We start from the raw sequence: 18,312 nt of genomic DNA on the forward strand, positions 1-18,312 counted from the left end.
TTATGGCCTTAGTTCATTTAAATTCGTGGGCTAATAAAAATAGCCCTAAATCAGCGTACTATGCTTAGGTCTTATCATGCACGTGGGTATCATTTCCACCGTTCCAAAGTGTCAAAATATCCGTTGCCACTTGAGCACCGCTACCACAAGCAATCGCAAATTGGCTCCGCCACCCCGCTAAAGTACCTGCAACATATAAACCGTCTGCTACCAGATGATTGTCGTTTTTTAACCAGATACGTTCTTTCGCAGCAGCAGCTCTAGGATGGGGCTCGATATAGGCCTCTAAACCTTCAATAGTGATCAAGTTTGTATAACCTACAGCCACAATCACTGCTTTAGCCGTGTAAGCGTTTTTATTGGTGGTCACCGTGAAACCTTCTGCAGATCTCAGAATGGCATTTACCTTTTGATTTTTAATTTGATCAACATGTGGATACAAGGTGCTGAGTTGTACTTTGCCCAGAAATAAAATGTCAGAACCAAGAGTGCCTGAAGGAAAACCCAAAACATTATGGAACATGGCAGTTTGTAAATGCGAAGTTCTCTGGTGTGCTATCAAGCCAATACGCTTATCTTTCGCAAAATCCTTTGGTTTTGCCGATCCTAAAACCAAGGCACAAGACATCCCCGCAGCTCCGGCGCCAACAATTAGCACATCATACATTCCTATTTTGTTTTGAAAGTTTCTCAATACGTTTTGAGATTCTTAAAATCTGCAACAACACAATGGCGCAAAGCGCTAAAATAATGGTAACCACTGCCACAAAACTTTCGCCTTGCAACAAGCCGTTAAAATTAAGCTCTCCAAAGTTGAAAGCAATAAGTCCCAATGCAATGGCCGTTAATATAATAGTGACTATTTTCATATTCTGATTATTGATTTAATTAAGATAACTCAAACAAGGTCTTGATATTATGAGCAAATAATTTTACGGCAATTGCCAACAAAATAACACCAAATATCTTTCGAATGACGTTGATGCCACTTGGTCCAAGAAAACGTTCAATTCTCGCTGAAGTCTTTAAGACGATAAAGATAACAACAACATTCAATAAAACCGCCACAATGATATTCTGTACGGAGTATTCTGCCCTTAAAGACAATAAGGTGGTCAAGCTTCCTGGCCCCGCAATTAACGGGAAAGCCAATGGAAAAACAGTGGCCGTCATACTACCACTATCTTCAGTTTTATACAAGGTAATTCCGAGGGTCATCTCCAGGGCAATAAAAAAGAGAATAAACGCACCGGCCACTGCAAATGAGTTGATATCGATGCCAATTAAAGATAAAATATTTTGACCTAAAAACAGAAAGGTAATAAGGATAAGACCAGCAATAATAGAAGCTTTCCCACTTTCAATATGACCAAATTTCTTACGCAAATCAATAACGATTGGTATATTTCCAATAATATCAATAACCGCAAAAAGAATCATAAATGCGGTAAAAATCTCTTTGAAATCAAGTTGCATAAGATTAAGCTTTTAACTTTTTGCAAAATTAGATTATTAATACCGATTTTTAAGGTTAATAACTATAAATTTTAGCTATTTTTGCAGCCTACTTTTTTATATAATCCAGCTCATCTTTAAGCCCATAGACCATGTTTCAGTTAGGAAAAACCATTGTTTCAGAAGACATCCTTGAAAAGGATTTTGTATGCAATTTAGCAGCCTGTAAAGGTGCTTGTTGTATTGACGGAGATGCAGGCGCTCCTTTGGAATTGGAAGAAACCAAAATTATGCAGGCCATCTATCCAAAAATCAAACCGTTTTTACGTCAAGAGGGTATTGATGCCATTGAGGCACAAGGCACATTTATCACCACGGAAGATGGCGATTTTGAAACGCCTTTAATTGATGGAGCAGATTGCGCCTATGTGATGTTTGACAAAAAAGGAACTGCACTTTGTGCCTTTGAAGAGGCTTACAACCAAGGTGAAACGGATTGGAAAAAACCAGTGTCTTGCCATTTGTACCCTGTTCGTGTTACGGATTACTCGGAGTTTTCTGCCCTTAATTACCATAAATGGGATATTTGTGATGCTGCGTGTACTCTAGGTAAAGAACTTCAGGTTCCTGTCTATAAATTTGTCAAGCAAGCGCTCATCAGAAAGTTTGGAGAGGATTGGTATATGGAACTTGAAAAAGTTGCTGAAAGCCAACGTTAACCCCATTTTTGTTCCATCCACACATTATTCCCTACAATCTATACATTGCATTATAGATAATTTCATTTGTTTTAATAATTTTAAGTTTCACTTAATCCACTTAATCTCACTACAAATGAAAAACTCAGTGCTTAAAGCCGGCATTTGCCTTTTATTTCTATTTTCATCAACGCTCGCTCTGTCGCAAAATGGTTCGAAAGAACTTAGAAACGCCTATGATTTTGATTACATCTATAAACTTAAAATGACCAATAAAAAGGATAATATTCAGTTTGACTATTATCTCAAAAAAGATGCGGGATATTTTGGTTTTGATATTTCAGAAATTACCAAAGGCCAGGAAGGCATGAAAATGTTTACCGTCATGGACAATGATAGCGGTACCACCGGAATTTTTATGGAAATGATGGGTAAAAAGGTGGTTCAAAAATCAAAAATAAAGCTCAGCGATTTTGATTCAGATACTAATGATTCTGATTTCACATTTACACAAATAGGTTCCAAAACCATTTTGGGCTATAATTGCGACGGGTTTATCATGGAAAACAAAGACAGCCACGTCACGGTTTACATTACCAATGAAGCTCCAATAAGCTTCAGCAAAATGTGGGATAACAGTAAAACCAAGATGCCAAAAGGCTTTGATCCCGCCTGGATGAAAAAATATGGGGAAAATGGACTCATGATGGAAATGCAATTCGTTGATAAAAAGAAGCCAAAAAATAACACGACCATGGAATGCGTGGGCTTGGAAAAAACAAATTTCTCAATCCAAGCGTCGGATTATGGCTCTATGTTAGGCGCTTTCGGAAAATAACATCTGTATTTGATATTGGCAACGCTCCCTCAACCTATAAGGCATTTCACAAATTGAAATGCCTTTTTTATGCAATTATGTCTGAGGATGTTTTCATTTTACTTATATTTAAGACTATTTAAAACATACCTCATGAACCTAATAATAAGCATCCTCATTGCAACATTCTCAATTATGCCTGTCTTTTCTGACGGAATTACGGCAACGGTTGTTTTTGAAAATTTAACTGATAAAACCGCTATTTCTGGAGTGTTCCATATTTCAGAAACCAATGAAAGTTTTCAAATTAACTCATTGGATAACTTCTCCATCACGCTTCCTAAAAAAGGGAAGTATCAATTTAAATTTTATTCTGAAGACGTCCATGCATTGACCACTTATCCCGTTAGAATTACCGAACAAAAAAATACCGTAACCATAAGATTGGAAAACAAAACAACGAATGGGGACTCCATCGTGGGAAATGCTCCAATAGAAGACATCTCCGGCTTTTCAAATGAACAAATTGAAGAAGGCATGAACAAAGGCACTATTAACTTTATCGTGCACGGTTTGATGGCTATTAGTCCTGAATCCATAAAGGTATTTAAGGATATATTTGGGGTAGGATTTATAAGCGAAAACTGTGTTGTTGATCCCATTTCTTATAGAACTGCGATGAACAACAATAAAAAAATTCAAGATTATCTAACTTTGAAATTTGGCGAGGTTTGGAAAAATAAATTACCAGCCCAGCCTTTTGGACTGCAGAGACAATAAAATCATTTAGGGTAAACCATCTTGCCTTGGAAATCTAAACCTTTAACCACTACAATGCTGAAGAAATACCAATAATCTTAAGCCGATTTCAACTTATTGGAACGGATTGGAATGTGCACCACCACCCTAGTTCCAATTGGTCGTTCTTTTGCATCATATAAATCATCGATATCCATTTTATAGTCATTAGTAAATCGTTTTGAAAAATTAGCCAATCGCGCTTTGGTTATAGCTAAGCCCACAGACTTACTTTTCAGTACCCTGCCATCGTTTATTACTTCTGATGCTTTCCTACCGATACCATTGTCAGTAATAGAAATATTAACAAAATCATTATTCTCCTTATAAACCCGTAATTGAATCTGCTTATCCTCCTTTTTGGAAGAAAGACCGTGCCATAAGGCATTTTCAAGAAAAGGTTGTAAAATAAGAGATGGCACCTTAATGATTGATGTATTGATACCTGGCTCAACATCTATCGTGAAATTGATTTCATTGGAAAATCGAATATTTTCAATATTCATGTAGAGCTGCATCGTATCCAGTTCGTCTTCCAAGGAAATTTCCTTTTCAGTAGAAGCAATCAATATTTTCCTGATGAATTTTGAAAATTTGTTCAAATAATAAACAGCATTCTCTTTTTCATTATTAATGATATAGAGCTTTATGGAATTTAAAGAATTGAAAATGAAATGTGGATTCATTTGACTCCTTAACATATCTTGTTCTAAGGTCAAAATCTGCTTTTCATGACTTAACTGTCTATTTCGGTTAATGGCAATCATAATGCCCGCAACAATTGCCAAAATAAACAGGGCGGCCCAAAATATGGTTTGATTGCGTTGTAGTTTTGATCTTACCAATTCATTTTCATTAGCAAGCTGGATGATTTGGTTCGTCTTAGCTTCGTTTTCATACTGAATGATAATATCACTCACATATTGCATGTTACGCTCCGTGAAAATAGTTTTTTCAAGCTCCACAGCCTTCTCATAATGCTCCAAAGAAGCCTTGTAATCATGCTTTTTTCTATATAATTCAGATAAATGTTTGTAGGCATCAACCGTTGAGGTCTTTAATCCGTAAGTTCCAGAAACTTCCAATCCTTTCTTGAGATTGATTTCGGCCAGATCATCCATTTGTAATTCCTGTTGCACCCAACCCAGATTGATATAGGCATAAGAAATATAATATTGATCGCCCAATTTAATCGCCTTCTCTAACCCTTTCTCAATGATTGCTTTAGCATCCTCAAATTTCTTTTGTTTGATGTAGACCTGCCCGATACTGTTGTAACAAATGACACGACCAACTTCAGAATCAATTTGTTCATTATAATTTAAGGAACGTTCATAATTCTTTAGGGCAAGATCCAAAAGGCCTTTGGCCTCATCTGCATAACCCAGATTATGGTAATTAATGGCCAACCCGAGTTTATTCCCCAATTGATTTTCAATGACCAAAGATTTTTCAAATTGATCAATGGCTAGATCATACTGTTTTAGGGTTAAATAAATATTCCCCATACTGTTTTGGGAAACCGCAATACTCAGCATTAATTCTTCTGATGGATTTTTAACAGTTTTTGCAATGTCCAAGGCTTTTTTATGATAATCCAATGCAGGTTTTATAAAATCCATACGTCTGTAAACCACCCCCATCATGTTGAGGCTAATCACCTCCAATCCTATATTATTGGCGCTTTTTGCCAATACTTCAGCCTTTTGGTGCGCTTTTAAGGCAGCATCATAGAGCGATTTATTTCTATAGATTTCCCCAAGCTTATTAAATGCATAGCTCTCAACTTCCAAAGAGTGCGCATCTGAGGCTTTTACCGCCAAACGTTTCATAATCACACTGTCACTTACAAAACCAGAGAATATAGAATGGATTTCGGTGTAGTTTTTTGGCCAAGCATTCTCAACTTTTTGCAATACAGAGTCAAAGTCGGCATTTCTTTCATTTTGGGCTTGAAGTGATATAATAGCACTAAAAAATACCAAGACTATGGCACAATGGCCGAAAGACTTTTTTAAAACCGCAATTAGTTTTAGGGGAAGATGTTGCATAATTTATAACTTTTCCAAAAAATCGGATTTTCGTTGTCTGGACACAGGGATTTTAAAATTTGACGCCATGACAACATAACCTTCACTTTTTAGAAATTCTTTTATCTTTTTTAGGTTGATAATATATGAATTGTGAATCCTAAAAAATTGATTTTCAGGCAAAATATCGTTCACCTCTTTCAATTTCTTTGTAATGACAATTTTTTGGGCATTATCCATGACGATTGTACTATAATTACCGTCTGACTCTACGTATTCAATCTCTTCAGCATCCAAAAAAATAAGTTTCCCGTCGGTATTGATCGTAATTCTTTTTTGATCAAATCTCGCATTAAAATTAAGCAGTACTTCTTCAATCTTGTTGGAATTCACCAATTTGGACGTGTATCTTTTAACTTTCTTTATAGTTTCCTCCAAGTCATCAGAATCAATAGGTTTCAATAAATAATCTATAGCCTCATTCTTTAACGCTTTAATCGCGAATTCATTATACGCCGTGGTAATAACCACTGCAAAATCCTTATTGGTAAGTTTCCCTAAAAGTTGAAAACCATCCATTGTGGGCATTTGAATATCCAAAAACAGACAATCAAGGTAATTGTTGTCTATATAATCAATAGCGTCTTCAGGACTCGTGAAAGTTTTGATAACTTCTATCTCATCACTAAAACCGGAAAGCTCCCAAGTGAGACTTTGTATCGCCTTAGGCTCATCATCAATAATTACAGCTTTTATCATAATTTAAATATAATACTATTACGGTTGGAATGTGCATAGAAATGTATGCTTAGTAGGGTTTAATGTGTAGTGTGTCCATTTTATCGCGTTTTCGGAAATTCACCCCTGAGGTTTGTTCGAAAACCCCCTAAGAAATACCATCTATACATTATTTCCTACCATCCATACAAATACTCCTAAATATGAGTTCAAATTTTATCATATTTGACATAGGGTTTTATTAATTACCCCAACACAAAAGTGATCGTGGGGATTCACTTTTAGATTAAATGCTATTAATCACTTAAAAAGTCAGGGTTCGTCCCTGGCTTTTTTTAATAAAAACCCCTGTTATTAAACAATTATCTGGTTAGTTTTAGTTAATTTTTAGGAAAAGCATCTCTTTCTCAATTTTGAAGGTGATGCTTTTGCTTTTATTTGAGTCCAGTATCCGATAGTTGAGATCTCAAATTGATTAGTTTAAAAAATGGACTACAAAAATACAGTAATTACTGAAGAAATGCTTGCCAGTAAAACCAAACGTTTCATAAATAACCTCATCGATTTATTTCCGTTTTATATTATTAGTTACGGGATTGTCTATAGCGTATTCTACTTAGGCGCCTATTTGGGCAGTTAAGAACTGAGCGGATTTTTTGTGTGCTTATCTCTCACTCAGGAATTACTAATTGACTCTTTCTTGATTGTATTTTACTATTTTATTTTTTTGAAAGTATGACCTCCAGATCTCTCGGCAAATACGCACAAACACCAAAGTCATCATGATTAATGGAGCAAAACCAAGACCTAAGGATATTTTAATCAGAAGCCTCTGCCGGAGAATTCCTTTGAAGCATTTTCTTTTCTGGGTGCAAAAGGAAAAGGTTGGCATGATGCGATTTCAAAAACTTATGTGATAGATATTGATAAGTTTGGAAAGGGACGAATTTCGTCCAATGAACTCGAACAGATAGGTCGAGCCATGGAATAAATTCACTAAACCTCAGATAGAAGTAAAACCCAACAATTGTTTTCTCTTTTTATTTGATACTCATATAACTTCATTAAATTTGCACTTCAATTTTTCATACTATGTACAGAAGTCACAACTGTGGTGAGTTAAGAGCATCACATATCGATAATGAGGTTACGCTTTCAGGTTGGGTGCAAAAGGTGCGCGATCAAGGATTTATGCTTTGGGTAGATTTGCGCGACCGTTACGGCATAACACAGCTTATCTTTGATGATGAACGCAGCTCGAAAGCCTTAATGGAACAAGCGCAAAACTTAGGCCGTGAGTACGTTATTCAAGTTAAAGGTACCGTTATTGAGCGTGCTTCCAAAAATGCAAATATTCCAACGGGAGATATCGAGATTTTAGTTTCAGAGTTGACCATTTTAAATTCGGCTATTCTCCCACCGTTTACCATTGAAGACAATACCGACGGCGGTGAAGAATTACGTATGAAATACCGCTATTTGGATATCCGAAGAAATCCTGTAAAGAACAGTTTGATCTTTAGGGCCAAAGTAGCGCACGAAGTCCGCAATTACTTATCAAACCAAGGTTTTATAGAAGTAGAAACGCCGTATTTAATTAAGTCAACGCCAGAAGGTGCACGTGATTTTGTAGTGCCAAGCAGGATGAATGAAGGCCAGTTCTATGCACTTCCACAGAGTCCGCAAACTTTCAAACAATTGTTGATGGTGGGCGGCATGGACAAATATTTCCAAATTGTGAAATGTTTTAGGGATGAAGACTTACGCGCTGATAGACAACCTGAATTCACACAAATTGACTGTGAAATGGCATTTGTTGAGCAAGAAGATATTTTAAATGCTTTTGAAGGTCTGACACGTCATTTATTGAAAGAGGTCAATGGGATTGACATCGAAAAATTCCCGCGTATGACTTATGATGAAGCCATGAAAAAATACGGGAACGACAAACCGGACATCCGTTTTGGGATGGAATTTGGTGAGTTGAATGCCGTTTCCCAGCATAAGGATTTCGGTGTATTCAACAGCGCTGAATTAGTGATTGGTATTGCGGTCCCTGGTGGCAACACTTATACACGTAAAGAAATAGACCAATTGATTGATTGGGTAAAACGTCCGCAAATTGGTGCCTTGGGCATGATTTACGCACGATATAATGACGACGGTAGCTTTAAATCGTCCGTTGATAAATTTTATGACCAAGAAGATTTGGCCAAATGGGCCGAATTGACCGGAGCAAAACCTGGTGACCTTATTTGTGTGCTGTCAGGAGATGCCCATAAAGTAAGACCGCAATTAAGTGCCTTACGGATGGAACTGGCCACTCGCCTAGGCCTTCGTAATCCTAAAGAGTTTGCCCCATTATGGGTGGTCGATTTTCCATTATTGGAATGGGATGAAGACACCAAACGCTACCACGCCATGCATCACCCGTTTACGGCTCCAAAACCAGGACAGCTGGAGCTTTTAAACACCAATCCGGGCGCAGTAAAAGCAAATGCCTACGATTTGGTAATGAATGGTAACGAAATTGGTGGTGGTTCCATAAGAATTCACGATAAGAAAACCCAAGCCCTAATGTTTGATTATTTAGGGTTTACGCCAGAGCAAGCCAATGCGCAATTCGGATTTTTAATGGATGCATTTCAATATGGGGCACCGCCACACGGTGGATTGGCCTTTGGTTTGGACAGATTGGTCGCTATTTTGGGCGGACAGGAAACCATTCGTGATTTTATTGCATTTCCTAAAAACAATTCTGGTCGTGACGTCATGATTGATGCGCCTGCACCAATTGATGAGAAACAACTTGAAGAACTAAGTTTAAAACTTAACATAAAATCAAAATAATATATGTCCTGCCTTATGCAGGACATTTTGTATAAAGCAATGCCAAAACACAAGTCACTAAAACGTTTTTTAATTTTGAGATATAAATATATTTCTCAAAAAAACTATGTTTATGTACTATGTATAATTGTAGGCCTTATGGTAGGCTTGGCGTCTGTAGCATTAAAAAACATCACCTTTGCCATACAGAAAGCCTTGGAACAGGGTATTATTTTTTCGGAAAATCAACTTTACTTTATTTTACCATTTATCGGTCTACTCCTGGTATATCTCTTTAGAAAATACTTGGCAAAAAAAGAGTTGGAACCCTCAGTACCTTCATTTTTAAAGAGAGCTATTCCCTCCCTGTTATATTCGCTTTTGAGACAAAAAGGGCTAATGTCCTATAAACTTATCTATCATCCTTTAATCCTTGCGCCATTGACCGTAGGCTTTGGAGGATCTGTGGGATTAATGGGTCCAGCAATTACATCAGGATCTGCATTGAGTTCTAATTTAAGTAGGCTGTTGCATGTGGATAGAAAAACAAGGACCTTGCTCATTGCCTGTGCCACCGCAGGCGCTATGGCATCTATGTTCAAATCGCCCATAGCCGGGATTGTTTTTGCCATTGAAGTGTTTAGTCTGGATTTGACCTTTGTCTCCTTATTGCCTTTGCTAATCGCTTCCATATGTTCAATTTTGACTTCTTACTTTTTTTTAGGAGATGAGGTACTTTTCAACTTTGTGGTTTCAGATAATTTTACAATTTCTGACACTCCATTCTATATCATTTTAGGAATCGGTACAGGTATTGCCTCACTGTATTTTACTAAAATCTATTTTGCGATTTATGCTTTTTTTGACCGATTTAAATCGCGCTTTGTAAAGTTGTTGGTTGGCGGTTTGGCCATAGGGATCATGCTTTATTTTATTCCACCATTGTATGGGGAAGGATTGAGTTTTACCCGTGATTTGTTCAGTGGTAATTATTTAAACGCTTTGGGCACCAATCCGTTTGATAAGTATCTGGATAATATTTGGATAGTCATTGTCCTTCTCCTCGGTTTTACGCTTTTTAAAGTCGTTGCCATGACCACCACTTTCGCAGCGGGTGGCGTAGGCGGCGTTATCGTTCCAACCATGGTGATGGGAAGCGCTTTAGGAAATGTGATAGCTAAAATATTGAACAATGTAGGCTTAGGATTTCATGTCTCTGAAGCCAATTTCACCTTGGTAGGAATGGCAGGATTGATTGCAGGCGTCATTCACGCACCATTGACCGCCATCTTTTTAATTGCTGAAATTACCGGAGGGTACGCCTTATTTGTTCCTTTAATGATAACCGTGGCCATTTCATATATGATCACCAAAAATTATATGGAACACACCATTTACACACGCGAATTAGCAGAGCGAGGCGATTTATTAACCCATGACAGAGATAAGAATGTCTTGACCCTTATGCGACTTGAAAGTGTGATTGAGAGAAACTTTATAACCTTGCATCCAAAAATGACTTTTGGGGAAATGCTCCATGAAGGCGTATCAAAATCCACTCGAAATTTATTCCCCGTAACCGATGCTGATAATCAGTTTTTAGGAATTATTTTATTGGATGACATTAGAGAATTGTTATTTGATCAGAAATTGTACGACACTACTTTCGTAGAAGATTATTTACATAATCCTCCAAATATAATTAATTTTGAAGAAGATACGATGCAGACCGTGATGGACAAGTTTCAAAGTTCTGGTGCTTGGAACCTTCCTGTTTTGAAAAACGGAAAGTATGATGGTTTCGTTTCAAAATCCAAACTATTGACTGCCTATAGACGGCAATTGATTAACTTTAACAAATAATGAAATATCTCATAATTTTTTTGGCCATAGCTGCTTTAGGGAGCATTGCCGCAGGTTTTATTTTTGAAAGTGTCTATTCCCAAAAAATGATCGGCTTTGGAACCATGGGACTATTTGTTCTGGTATTTCCTTTATTTGCCTATTACCGTTGGAAAGATAAAGACTTTAGGGATTATATGTTGACCAAGGAAAATCTCGACAAGATGCGCGATAAGGAAAAACACAATTTCTAATTCAGATTTCGTTTTTCAATAAAAAACCGTTTTAGCAATCGTGATGACTCCTCTGCCAAAACGCCCCCAACCACAATGGTTTTAGGATGGAGTTTAGTGTTCAAAACACCACACCCCCTCTCCTCATCTTTCGCCCCATAGACAATTTTGCTTATTTGGCTCCAATACAAGGCACCAGCACACATTTGGCAAGGCTCCATTGTGACATATAGGGTGCAATTGGTGAGATATTTTCCTCCTAAAAAATTGGAGGCCGCAGTGATGGCTTGCATCTCAGCATGAGCCGTTACATCAACCAAAAGTTCAGTGAGATTATGTGCTCTTGCAATGATCCTGTTATCAATCACAATCAATGCACCTACAGGTATTTCACCCTTCTCAAAGGCATATTCCGCTTCCTGTAAAGCTTTTTTCATAAAATAGATATCGTCAAAAGGATTTTCCACCAAACAATCTTCAAAGGTTAAAAATCAAAAATACAATTTCAAATGCTACATTTGTACTCTGATGAAAAAATTCTTGGATCATATCCATTCTCCTTCTGATTTAAGGACCTTAAATCAAGAAGATTTGCCGCAGCTTGCCAAAGAAATGCGCGACTTTATTATTGATATTGTCGCTACCAAAGAAGGGCATTTAGGCGCTAGCCTTGGCGTAGTGGAACTGACCATTGCCCTCCATTTTGTTTATAACACGCCAGAAGATCTATTGGTTTGGGATGTTGGACATCAAGCTTACGGCCATAAAATCTTGACCGGCAGAAAATCCATTTTTCACACCAACCGACAACTTCATGGCATTAGTGGCTTCCCTAAACGAGATGAAAGCGACTTTGACACCTTTGGTGTTGGGCATTCTTCCACCTCTATTTCTGCAGCGCTAGGAATGGCCATTGCCTCACAATTAAAAGGTGATGACCGACATCATGTTGCCATTATTGGCGACGCCTCCATCGCCAGCGGAATGGCCTTTGAAGGTCTCAATCATGCCGGTGTAACCGATGCTAATTTACTTGTGATCCTTAATGACAACGCCATTGGCATTGACCCGAGTGTTGGCGCCTTAAAACAATATTTGACCAACGTCAAAAAAGGCACTGAGAAACAAGACAATATTTTTGAGGCCTTAAATTTTGATTATACCGGGCCTATTGATGGACATGATCTTAATACCATCATTAAGGAACTCAAGCGACTCAAATCCGTAAAAGGCCCCAAGTTTTTGCATGTCATTACCACCAAAGGCAAAGGACTTAGGCAAGCTGAAGAAAACCAAGTCACTTACCATGCTCCTGGAAAATTTGATTCAGCCACTGGAGAATTGGCTATAAAAATGGCTTCTACACTCACAAAATTCCAAGATGTTTTTGGAGTGACCATTGTGGAATTGGCGGAAAAAAATCCGAAGATTGTAGGCATTACCCCTGCAATGCCCACTGGAAGTTCCTTAAAATATATGATGGATCAAATGCCAGATCGGGCGTTTGATGTGGGCATTGCAGAACAACATGCCGTGACACTTTCTGCAGGAATGGCCACACAGGGGATGATGGTTTTTTGCAATATCTATTCCACCTTTTTACAGCGTGCCTACGACCAAGTCATTCATGATGTCGCCTTGCAGAATCTGCCGGTTATTTTTTGTTTAGATCGGGCAGGACTTGTAGGTGAAGATGGCGCCACCCATCACGGTGTTTTCGATTTGGCTTATTTGAGATGCATTCCCAACCTCATCATTTTTGCACCGCGCAATGAAATCGAATTGCGAAATATCATGTACACGGCGCAATTAGGACTTCAACATCCTATTGCCATCAGGTATCCACGTGGATATGGGGTCATTCCAGATTGGAAACAACCTTTTGAAAAACTAGAGATTGGAACGGGCGAAATACTTACACAAGGAAGTGATATCGCCATTTTAACGGTTGGATTCATCGCAGAAAATGCCAAAGAAGCCATTGCAAAATTGAATGGTAAAACGAAAGTTGCCCATTACGATATGCGATTTGTAAAACCTTTGGATGAAGCACTCCTACATGAGATATTTAAAACTTTCAAATATCTCATCACCGTTGAAGATGGTACAGTCAAAGGCGGATTTGGATCGGCAGTTTTGGAATTTGCAGCCGAACATCAGTATTCCATTCCCATAAAAACACTGGGTATTCCAGATTCTTTTATGGAACACGGCAATGTTGCCCAATTGCAACAATTGGCACACTTGGATGCCAACTCTATTGTCAAAACGATAGAAGCAGCGCTACTCTTTATTACGGCCCACTAAATGCGAATGGACATGGGTTGGTTGCTCTTTTGTAATTCAGAGATCATTCAATACAAATAAAAAGACGACAGTTATACAAAGAATAAGGAGGGCGGTTAACGCATTCCTTTTCATAATAATTGAGTTAGGACTCTCCCAAACATACCAATTTATCGATTGAAAGTAAACTAATCGATTAAAGGTATGTAAAATCATTAGTATTTAGTAAAAATATAAAAGTAAATAAACCCAGTTAAAACAAAGGATGTTATGGATTTTTAAAAGGACATCTTATTTTTTAGAAATTATTTCTACAGAAGTGATGGGACAAGTTTAGCTTAAACAATATGTGTTTGTCAATTAGTTAAAATCAAGTCTTTGTTCTTGATTCTATAAGCGCAGCGGTCTTTAATTCTATATCGGACCATACTGTTTAAAAATGCGTTCCCTTCAGTTTTTTATGAGTTAAAATGGCCTTACTATCTGAGAATTTTGAAAGGTAATTGCAAATGCCCAATAAACTGTCATATAAATTCTCTTGTTCTAAATTTAAAGTTTTCGGGAAGATTTTTAGCACTAATTTATGATAGTTGCTTAAAGTTCCTTGGTAATGATGGCTTATGGTATCTGTAAACACATCCAAAATACCGTCAATAATTTTAAAACCTGCAATTTCCTTATCCACAACTTCTTCCGACTGATATACTTTTTCAACACTTAGTTTGATGATGTCATTGATTTGAGCTTGATATTTAGAAACGTCCAATAATGCCTTATCAAATTTTCCACTGAGAATATCTTCTTCATTTGTCATGAATATCTCCACGGCCTCATTGATCAACGTACTGATTGCCAAAGCGCGCAAATAACTCACGCGATCCTCGGTGTTGGACAGCGCATGGTAATTTTTTGAATTAATGGTGTTCTTCACTAATTTGATGAGATATTCCAATGCGAATTCCTCTTCAATCAAACCTAGATTAATCCCATCTTCAAAATCGATAATCGTATAGCAAATGTCATCGGCAGCTTCCACCAAAAAAGCCAAAGGATGTCTGGCATAACTCAAATCTTGAGGATTTCCACGGTTGACCAATCCGAGTTCCTGTGCCACCTCTACAAAGGCATCTTTTTCACTTTGGAAAAATCCGTATTTTTTATCGGCGATATTCGACGATGGTTTTTTAGGCAAGGATTCTTTCGGGTATTTCATAAAAGCGCCAAGTGTGGCATAGCTTAAACGCAATCCTCCTAGCCGTCCTACACGACTTTCTGTTAATATTTTAAAACCATTGGCGTTGCCTTCAAAATCGCATAAATCCTGATACTCCTTATCCGTTAAATCTGATTTAAAGCGTTTTCCATTGCCATTTTTAAAAAATTCGCCAATCGCTTTTTCACCGGAATGACCAAACGGCGGATTTCCTATGTCATGAGCCAAAGCCGCCGCAGCAACAATAGCTCCAAAATCGTTGGGCTGATACCCATGGATATTTTGGAGATGCGGATATTTAGCCAAAACTTTCTGGCCTACGCTCCTGCCCAGACTTCTTCCCACAACACTTACTTCCAAGCTGTGGGTTAAACGGGTGTGGACAAAATCAGTTTGAGATAAAGGGATCACTTGGGTTTTGTCCTGAAGACTTCTAAATTCCGAAGAAAAAATGATGCGATCATAATCCACTTCAAAGCCCAAACGGGTTTCATCCTGTTCTTTACGGATTCGTTTGTGTGAATCACCAAATCGTTTTAATGATAATAATTGCTCCCAGTCCATAGTAAGGTTTTATGCGTTGGCAAGATACATTTTTCAATGTTAAATTAAGATGTCCACTTTGTAATAATTTACCTTAAGCTAACATTCGTCTAACTTTATTATGATCTAGGTTTCATCTTAGGTTAACCTCGTTCTTGGACATCATGGCTTTCTTTGCAGTAATTATTTATAACCAAGAAATGAAGAATATTTTAATAGCATTGCCATTTATTTTCACCTCAATAATGAATGCACAATCTACAGCATCTATTGCAGGAAAATTGATTGATAAGGAATTTAACAATGAGCCACTAGCGTTCGGAAACGTGCTGATAAAAGGTACCACTATTGGAACGACCTCTGATATGGACGGCACCTACGTTTTTGAAAATCTAAATGAAGGGCGCTATACCCTTGTTTACAGCTTTGTAGGATATGAAACGAAGGAAATGGAAGTGGCATTGGTAGCAGGAAAAGCAGTAAGCATCGATGTTGATATGGTGGCAAGCGCTGCAAGTCTAGATGAAGTGCTCATTACTGCAAGCACGAGAAAAATAAGTGAAAAGGCATTATTAATGAATCAAAAAAACGCCATGGAAATCAAGCAAAGTATTGGTATAGAAGAATTATCGAGAAAAGGAGTGGGTGATGTTGCCACTGCCGTTGCCAAGACTACAGGGGTTTCAAAACACGCAGGTTCCAATACCATTTATGTGCGTGGTTTGGGAGATCGTTACAATTCAACTTCCATCAACGGTCTGCCCGTAACATCTAATGATCCTGAAAAGAAAAACATAGATCTGGATCTATTCTCAACAGATATCGTCGAATACATATCGATTGACAAAGTTTATAGTCCTAAAATTTCCGGGGATTTCGCCGGCGGGAATGTGGATATTACTTCCATCGACTATAAAGGTAACGGGATGTTTGAGTTTTCTTTAAGCTCAACAATAGGGACTAATGCCATGAGTAAATTTAACGATTTCCAATTGCAGGATGGTCCTAATAGATCGGGTTTTTCTTCCTATGGTGTTCCAAATGATCCGCTTGGTGGATACCATTTTGAAAACAGTTTGGAACCCGTAAAAGAAAAACCATTAGGAAGTAATTTCGGATTAAAAGCAGGCAAATCCTTTGCTATTGGAAATGAAGGCAAACTCAACCTATTCGCAACTGCTAGTTTTGACAATGATTTTGAATATCGTGAAGGTATCACCCAAAGTGTCAGTGCACAAGGCGCAAAACTAAAGTCTTTTCAGCAAGAGCGTTTTTCTTACAACACCACTACCACGGGGATGTTTAATACAAATTATCGTCTGAACCCAAACCATAATATAGCCTATAATTTCCTGATGGTTAACTCTTCAAATCAAATCAGAGATGCTTATCAAGGGTTTATCCGTGATATTGCTGAAGATGAGAACGGTTTGATCCAGCGTAGTACCTATATTCAGAACACCTTATTAATCCATCAATTATTAGGAAATCATAAACTGTCGGACAAATTTGATTTGGATTGGGCAGCTTCCTATAATAAGGTAGAAGGCGACATGCCAGATAGAAGTCAGAACACCCTGAAGTTTTCTGACGATGCCAACGGTTATCTCTTTGCGCAAAACACGATTACAGATAACCATCGCTATTATCAAAATCTGGTAGAAGATGAGTTGGCAGCCAACCTGTCCGTAAGTTATTTACTAAATGAAGATGCGGATGGCCATTCCGAAGGTAAATTATCATTGGGATATAACGGTCGACTTAAAAAACGTGGTTTTGAAGCCATTCAATTTAATTTCAGGATTTCCGGATCTCAATTAAATTCACCGATTGATCCGGACAATCTCGATCTATTCTTAAACCAACAAAATTTTGATCAGAATTTATTTGGTATTGAATCCTTTGCTGGTCTCACTCCTCAAACCTATGACGGCGAACAGATAATCCACGCAGGTTATGCGAATTTGGAATATAAATTTTCAGATAAACTAACGGCCATGGCAGGTTTAAGATATGAAAAAGTAGAACAGACCGTGTCCTGGAGAACGCAACTGGATGCTTCAGGAAAAAGCAACACATTTGATAGAAATGAGTTTTTGCCAAGCATTATTTTAAAATATGAATTAAACGACCAACAGAATTTACGATTAGGCGCAAGCAAAACCTATACGCTCCCACAATTTAAAGAAAGAGCCCTCTTTATTTATGAAGATGTGACAGAGGTAAAAGTTGGTAACCCCGACCTCTACCCTTCACAAAATTACAATCTGGATTTAAAGTGGGAAATGTTCCCTAAAAGTTCCGAACTTTTATCAGTTACAGCGTTTGGTAAATATATTTTAGATCCAATTAACGAAATCACTTTAGCCTCTTCAACCAACGACATTTCCTTTATAAACACAGGAGATAACGGTTATGTTTATGGTGCTGAAATAGAACTAAGAAAAGACATTTTTAAGTTTGATGACGTCCATTCCAATATCCTTTCAGCAGGACTGAATGCCACTTATATGCAAACGCATCAAGATTTAGATTCTGAAAAAGTAAGGGAAGAAACAAATTACAACACCAACCTAACCCACGACACTTCCAGCTTTACCGGTGCCTCCAACTTTTTATTGAACGCAGATGTATCTTATATCAAAGATTTCAATACTGATGCTAATTTGATGGCTACGTTGGCATATTCCTATAGTTCGGACAGACTTTATGCCCTTGGGGTAGAAACTAAAGGAAACTTGGTCGATAAAGCTTTTGGCTCCTTGGATTTCATACTAAGATCCAAAATAAATAAAAATCTAGCACTTGATTTTTCGATCAAAAATCTTCT

16 protein-coding genes are annotated in these 18,312 nt (G+C 37.7%); 9 read left to right on the forward strand and 7 right to left on the reverse strand.

Translation table 11 applies throughout. From position 1 onward, the window contains the following. Positions 1 to 64 precede the first annotated feature (64 nt). Genes VLZ86_RS01825 through VLZ86_RS01835 form a run of 3 tightly spaced genes read right to left on the reverse strand, consistent with a single transcriptional unit; the run spans position 65 to position 1,476 of the window. The gene (locus VLZ86_RS01825; protein ID WP_325448125.1) at positions 65 to 667 is read right to left on the reverse strand and encodes an NAD(P)/FAD-dependent oxidoreductase; all 603 of its coding nucleotides are present in this window, start codon (positions 665 to 667) and stop codon (positions 65 to 67) included. After that, positions 660 to 869 carry a hypothetical protein gene (locus tag VLZ86_RS01830; protein WP_325448127.1) on the reverse strand — a complete coding sequence of 70 codons (210 nt, stop codon included), beginning with the start codon at positions 867 to 869 and terminating at the stop codon, positions 660 to 662. The genes VLZ86_RS01825 and VLZ86_RS01830 overlap by 8 nt, the downstream gene beginning before the upstream one ends. Before the next feature lie 19 nt (positions 870 to 888). Continuing rightward, positions 889 to 1,476: a MarC family protein gene (locus VLZ86_RS01835; protein WP_325448130.1), complete on the reverse strand. Its 588-nt coding sequence runs from the start codon at positions 1,474 to 1,476 to the stop codon at positions 889 to 891. Between the two features lie 131 nt (positions 1,477 to 1,607). Here VLZ86_RS01835 and VLZ86_RS01840 point away from each other — a divergent pair, with 131 nt between their 5' ends. The 3 genes from VLZ86_RS01840 (at position 1,608) to VLZ86_RS01850 (ending at position 3,750) form a co-directional block, all read left to right on the forward strand. After that, a complete protein-coding gene (locus VLZ86_RS01840) occupies positions 1,608 to 2,174 on the forward strand; it encodes a DUF3109 family protein (RefSeq protein WP_325448132.1) in 567 nt (188 codons plus the stop codon). A 115-nt stretch (positions 2,175 to 2,289) separates the two neighbouring features. After that, the gene (locus VLZ86_RS01845; protein ID WP_325448134.1) at positions 2,290 to 2,991 is read left to right on the forward strand and encodes a DUF4412 domain-containing protein; all 702 of its coding nucleotides are present in this window, start codon (positions 2,290 to 2,292) and stop codon (positions 2,989 to 2,991) included. Positions 2,992 to 3,123: 132 nt separating this feature from the next. Next, a complete protein-coding gene (locus VLZ86_RS01850; protein ID WP_325448136.1) occupies positions 3,124 to 3,750 on the forward strand; it encodes a hypothetical protein in 627 nt (208 codons plus the stop codon). Between the two features lie 77 nt (positions 3,751 to 3,827). Here the strand turns inward: VLZ86_RS01850 and VLZ86_RS01855 are convergent, their stop codons facing one another. After that, positions 3,828 to 5,819 (reverse strand): tetratricopeptide repeat-containing sensor histidine kinase, encoded by a 1,992-nt coding sequence (locus tag VLZ86_RS01855; RefSeq protein ID WP_325448138.1) that lies wholly within the window; start codon positions 5,817 to 5,819, stop codon positions 3,828 to 3,830. A 3-nt stretch (positions 5,820 to 5,822) separates the two neighbouring features. Further along, the gene (locus VLZ86_RS01860; protein ID WP_325448140.1) at positions 5,823 to 6,557 is read right to left on the reverse strand and encodes a LytTR family DNA-binding domain-containing protein; all 735 of its coding nucleotides are present in this window, start codon (positions 6,555 to 6,557) and stop codon (positions 5,823 to 5,825) included. A 466-nt stretch (positions 6,558 to 7,023) separates the two neighbouring features. Here VLZ86_RS01860 and VLZ86_RS01865 point away from each other — a divergent pair, with 466 nt between their 5' ends. The 4 genes from VLZ86_RS01865 to VLZ86_RS01880 all read left to right on the forward strand — a co-directional run bounded on the left by VLZ86_RS01865 (position 7,024) and on the right by VLZ86_RS01880 (position 11,461). Next, a complete protein-coding gene (locus VLZ86_RS01865; protein WP_325448142.1) occupies positions 7,024 to 7,176 on the forward strand; it encodes a hypothetical protein in 153 nt (50 codons plus the stop codon). A gap of 452 nt (positions 7,177 to 7,628) precedes the next feature. Then, entirely contained in the window at positions 7,629 to 9,386 is a 1,758-nt protein-coding gene (gene aspS, locus VLZ86_RS01870; protein WP_325448143.1) for an aspartate--tRNA ligase, read from the forward strand. 39 nt (positions 9,387 to 9,425) lie between these two features. Then, positions 9,426 to 11,228 (forward strand): chloride channel protein, encoded by a 1,803-nt coding sequence (locus VLZ86_RS01875; protein WP_325448145.1) that lies wholly within the window; start codon positions 9,426 to 9,428, stop codon positions 11,226 to 11,228. Then, positions 11,228 to 11,461 (forward strand): hypothetical protein, encoded by a 234-nt coding sequence (locus tag VLZ86_RS01880; protein WP_325448147.1) that lies wholly within the window; start codon positions 11,228 to 11,230, stop codon positions 11,459 to 11,461. The genes VLZ86_RS01875 and VLZ86_RS01880 overlap by 1 nt, the downstream gene beginning before the upstream one ends. Here the strand turns inward: VLZ86_RS01880 and VLZ86_RS01885 are convergent. Continuing rightward, positions 11,458 to 11,907, reverse strand: a complete 450-nt coding sequence (locus tag VLZ86_RS01885) for a nucleoside deaminase (RefSeq protein WP_325448149.1) — start codon at positions 11,905 to 11,907, stop codon at positions 11,458 to 11,460. The two genes, VLZ86_RS01880 and VLZ86_RS01885, sit on opposite strands and share 4 nt — an antisense overlap. A gap of 61 nt (positions 11,908 to 11,968) precedes the next feature. Between VLZ86_RS01885 and dxs the strand changes: the two genes are divergently transcribed. Next, a complete protein-coding gene (gene dxs, locus VLZ86_RS01890) occupies positions 11,969 to 13,747 on the forward strand; it encodes a 1-deoxy-D-xylulose-5-phosphate synthase (RefSeq protein ID WP_325448152.1) in 1,779 nt (592 codons plus the stop codon). Between the two features lie 412 nt (positions 13,748 to 14,159). Here dxs and VLZ86_RS01895 read toward each other — a convergent pair whose 3' ends face one another. Beyond that, positions 14,160 to 15,503 carry a deoxyguanosinetriphosphate triphosphohydrolase gene (locus VLZ86_RS01895; RefSeq protein WP_325448154.1) on the reverse strand — a complete coding sequence of 448 codons (1,344 nt, stop codon included), beginning with the start codon at positions 15,501 to 15,503 and terminating at the stop codon, positions 14,160 to 14,162. 179 nt (positions 15,504 to 15,682) lie between these two features. Between VLZ86_RS01895 and VLZ86_RS01900 the strand changes: the two genes are divergently transcribed. Further along, positions 15,683 to 18,312, forward strand: a 2,630-nt coding sequence (locus VLZ86_RS01900; RefSeq protein WP_325448156.1) for a TonB-dependent receptor, incomplete at its 3' end; no start/stop codon positions are given.

Source organism: Gelidibacter sp., from assembly GCF_035515035.1.
Classification (GTDB): Bacteria; Bacteroidota; Bacteroidia; order Flavobacteriales; family Flavobacteriaceae; genus Gelidibacter.

What these genes read in the sequence shown, in the direction of transcription:
- VLZ86_RS01825 (WP_325448125.1), bottom strand. Translation starts at nt 667, where the DNA reads ATGTATGATGTGCTAATTGTTGGCGCCGGAGCTGCGGGGATGTCTTGT.
- VLZ86_RS01830 (WP_325448127.1), bottom strand. Translation starts at nt 869, where the DNA reads ATGAAAATAGTCACTATTATATTAACGGCCATTGCATTGGGACTTATT.
- VLZ86_RS01835 (WP_325448130.1), bottom strand. Translation starts at nt 1,476, where the DNA reads ATGCAACTTGATTTCAAAGAGATTTTTACCGCATTTATGATTCTTTTT.
- VLZ86_RS01840 (WP_325448132.1), top strand. Translation starts at nt 1,608, where the DNA reads ATGTTTCAGTTAGGAAAAACCATTGTTTCAGAAGACATCCTTGAAAAG.
- VLZ86_RS01845 (WP_325448134.1), top strand. Translation starts at nt 2,290, where the DNA reads ATGAAAAACTCAGTGCTTAAAGCCGGCATTTGCCTTTTATTTCTATTT.
- VLZ86_RS01850 (WP_325448136.1), top strand. Translation starts at nt 3,124, where the DNA reads ATGAACCTAATAATAAGCATCCTCATTGCAACATTCTCAATTATGCCT.
- VLZ86_RS01855 (WP_325448138.1), bottom strand. Translation starts at nt 5,819, where the DNA reads ATGCAACATCTTCCCCTAAAACTAATTGCGGTTTTAAAAAAGTCTTTC.
- VLZ86_RS01860 (WP_325448140.1), bottom strand. Translation starts at nt 6,557, where the DNA reads ATGATAAAAGCTGTAATTATTGATGATGAGCCTAAGGCGATACAAAGT.
- VLZ86_RS01865 (WP_325448142.1), top strand. Translation starts at nt 7,024, where the DNA reads ATGGACTACAAAAATACAGTAATTACTGAAGAAATGCTTGCCAGTAAA.
- aspS (WP_325448143.1), top strand. Translation starts at nt 7,629, where the DNA reads ATGTACAGAAGTCACAACTGTGGTGAGTTAAGAGCATCACATATCGAT.
- VLZ86_RS01875 (WP_325448145.1), top strand. Translation starts at nt 9,426, where the DNA reads ATGCCAAAACACAAGTCACTAAAACGTTTTTTAATTTTGAGATATAAA.
- VLZ86_RS01880 (WP_325448147.1), top strand. Translation starts at nt 11,228, where the DNA reads ATGAAATATCTCATAATTTTTTTGGCCATAGCTGCTTTAGGGAGCATT.
- dxs (WP_325448152.1), top strand. Translation starts at nt 11,969, where the DNA reads ATGAAAAAATTCTTGGATCATATCCATTCTCCTTCTGATTTAAGGACC.
- VLZ86_RS01895 (WP_325448154.1), bottom strand. Translation starts at nt 15,503, where the DNA reads ATGGACTGGGAGCAATTATTATCATTAAAACGATTTGGTGATTCACAC.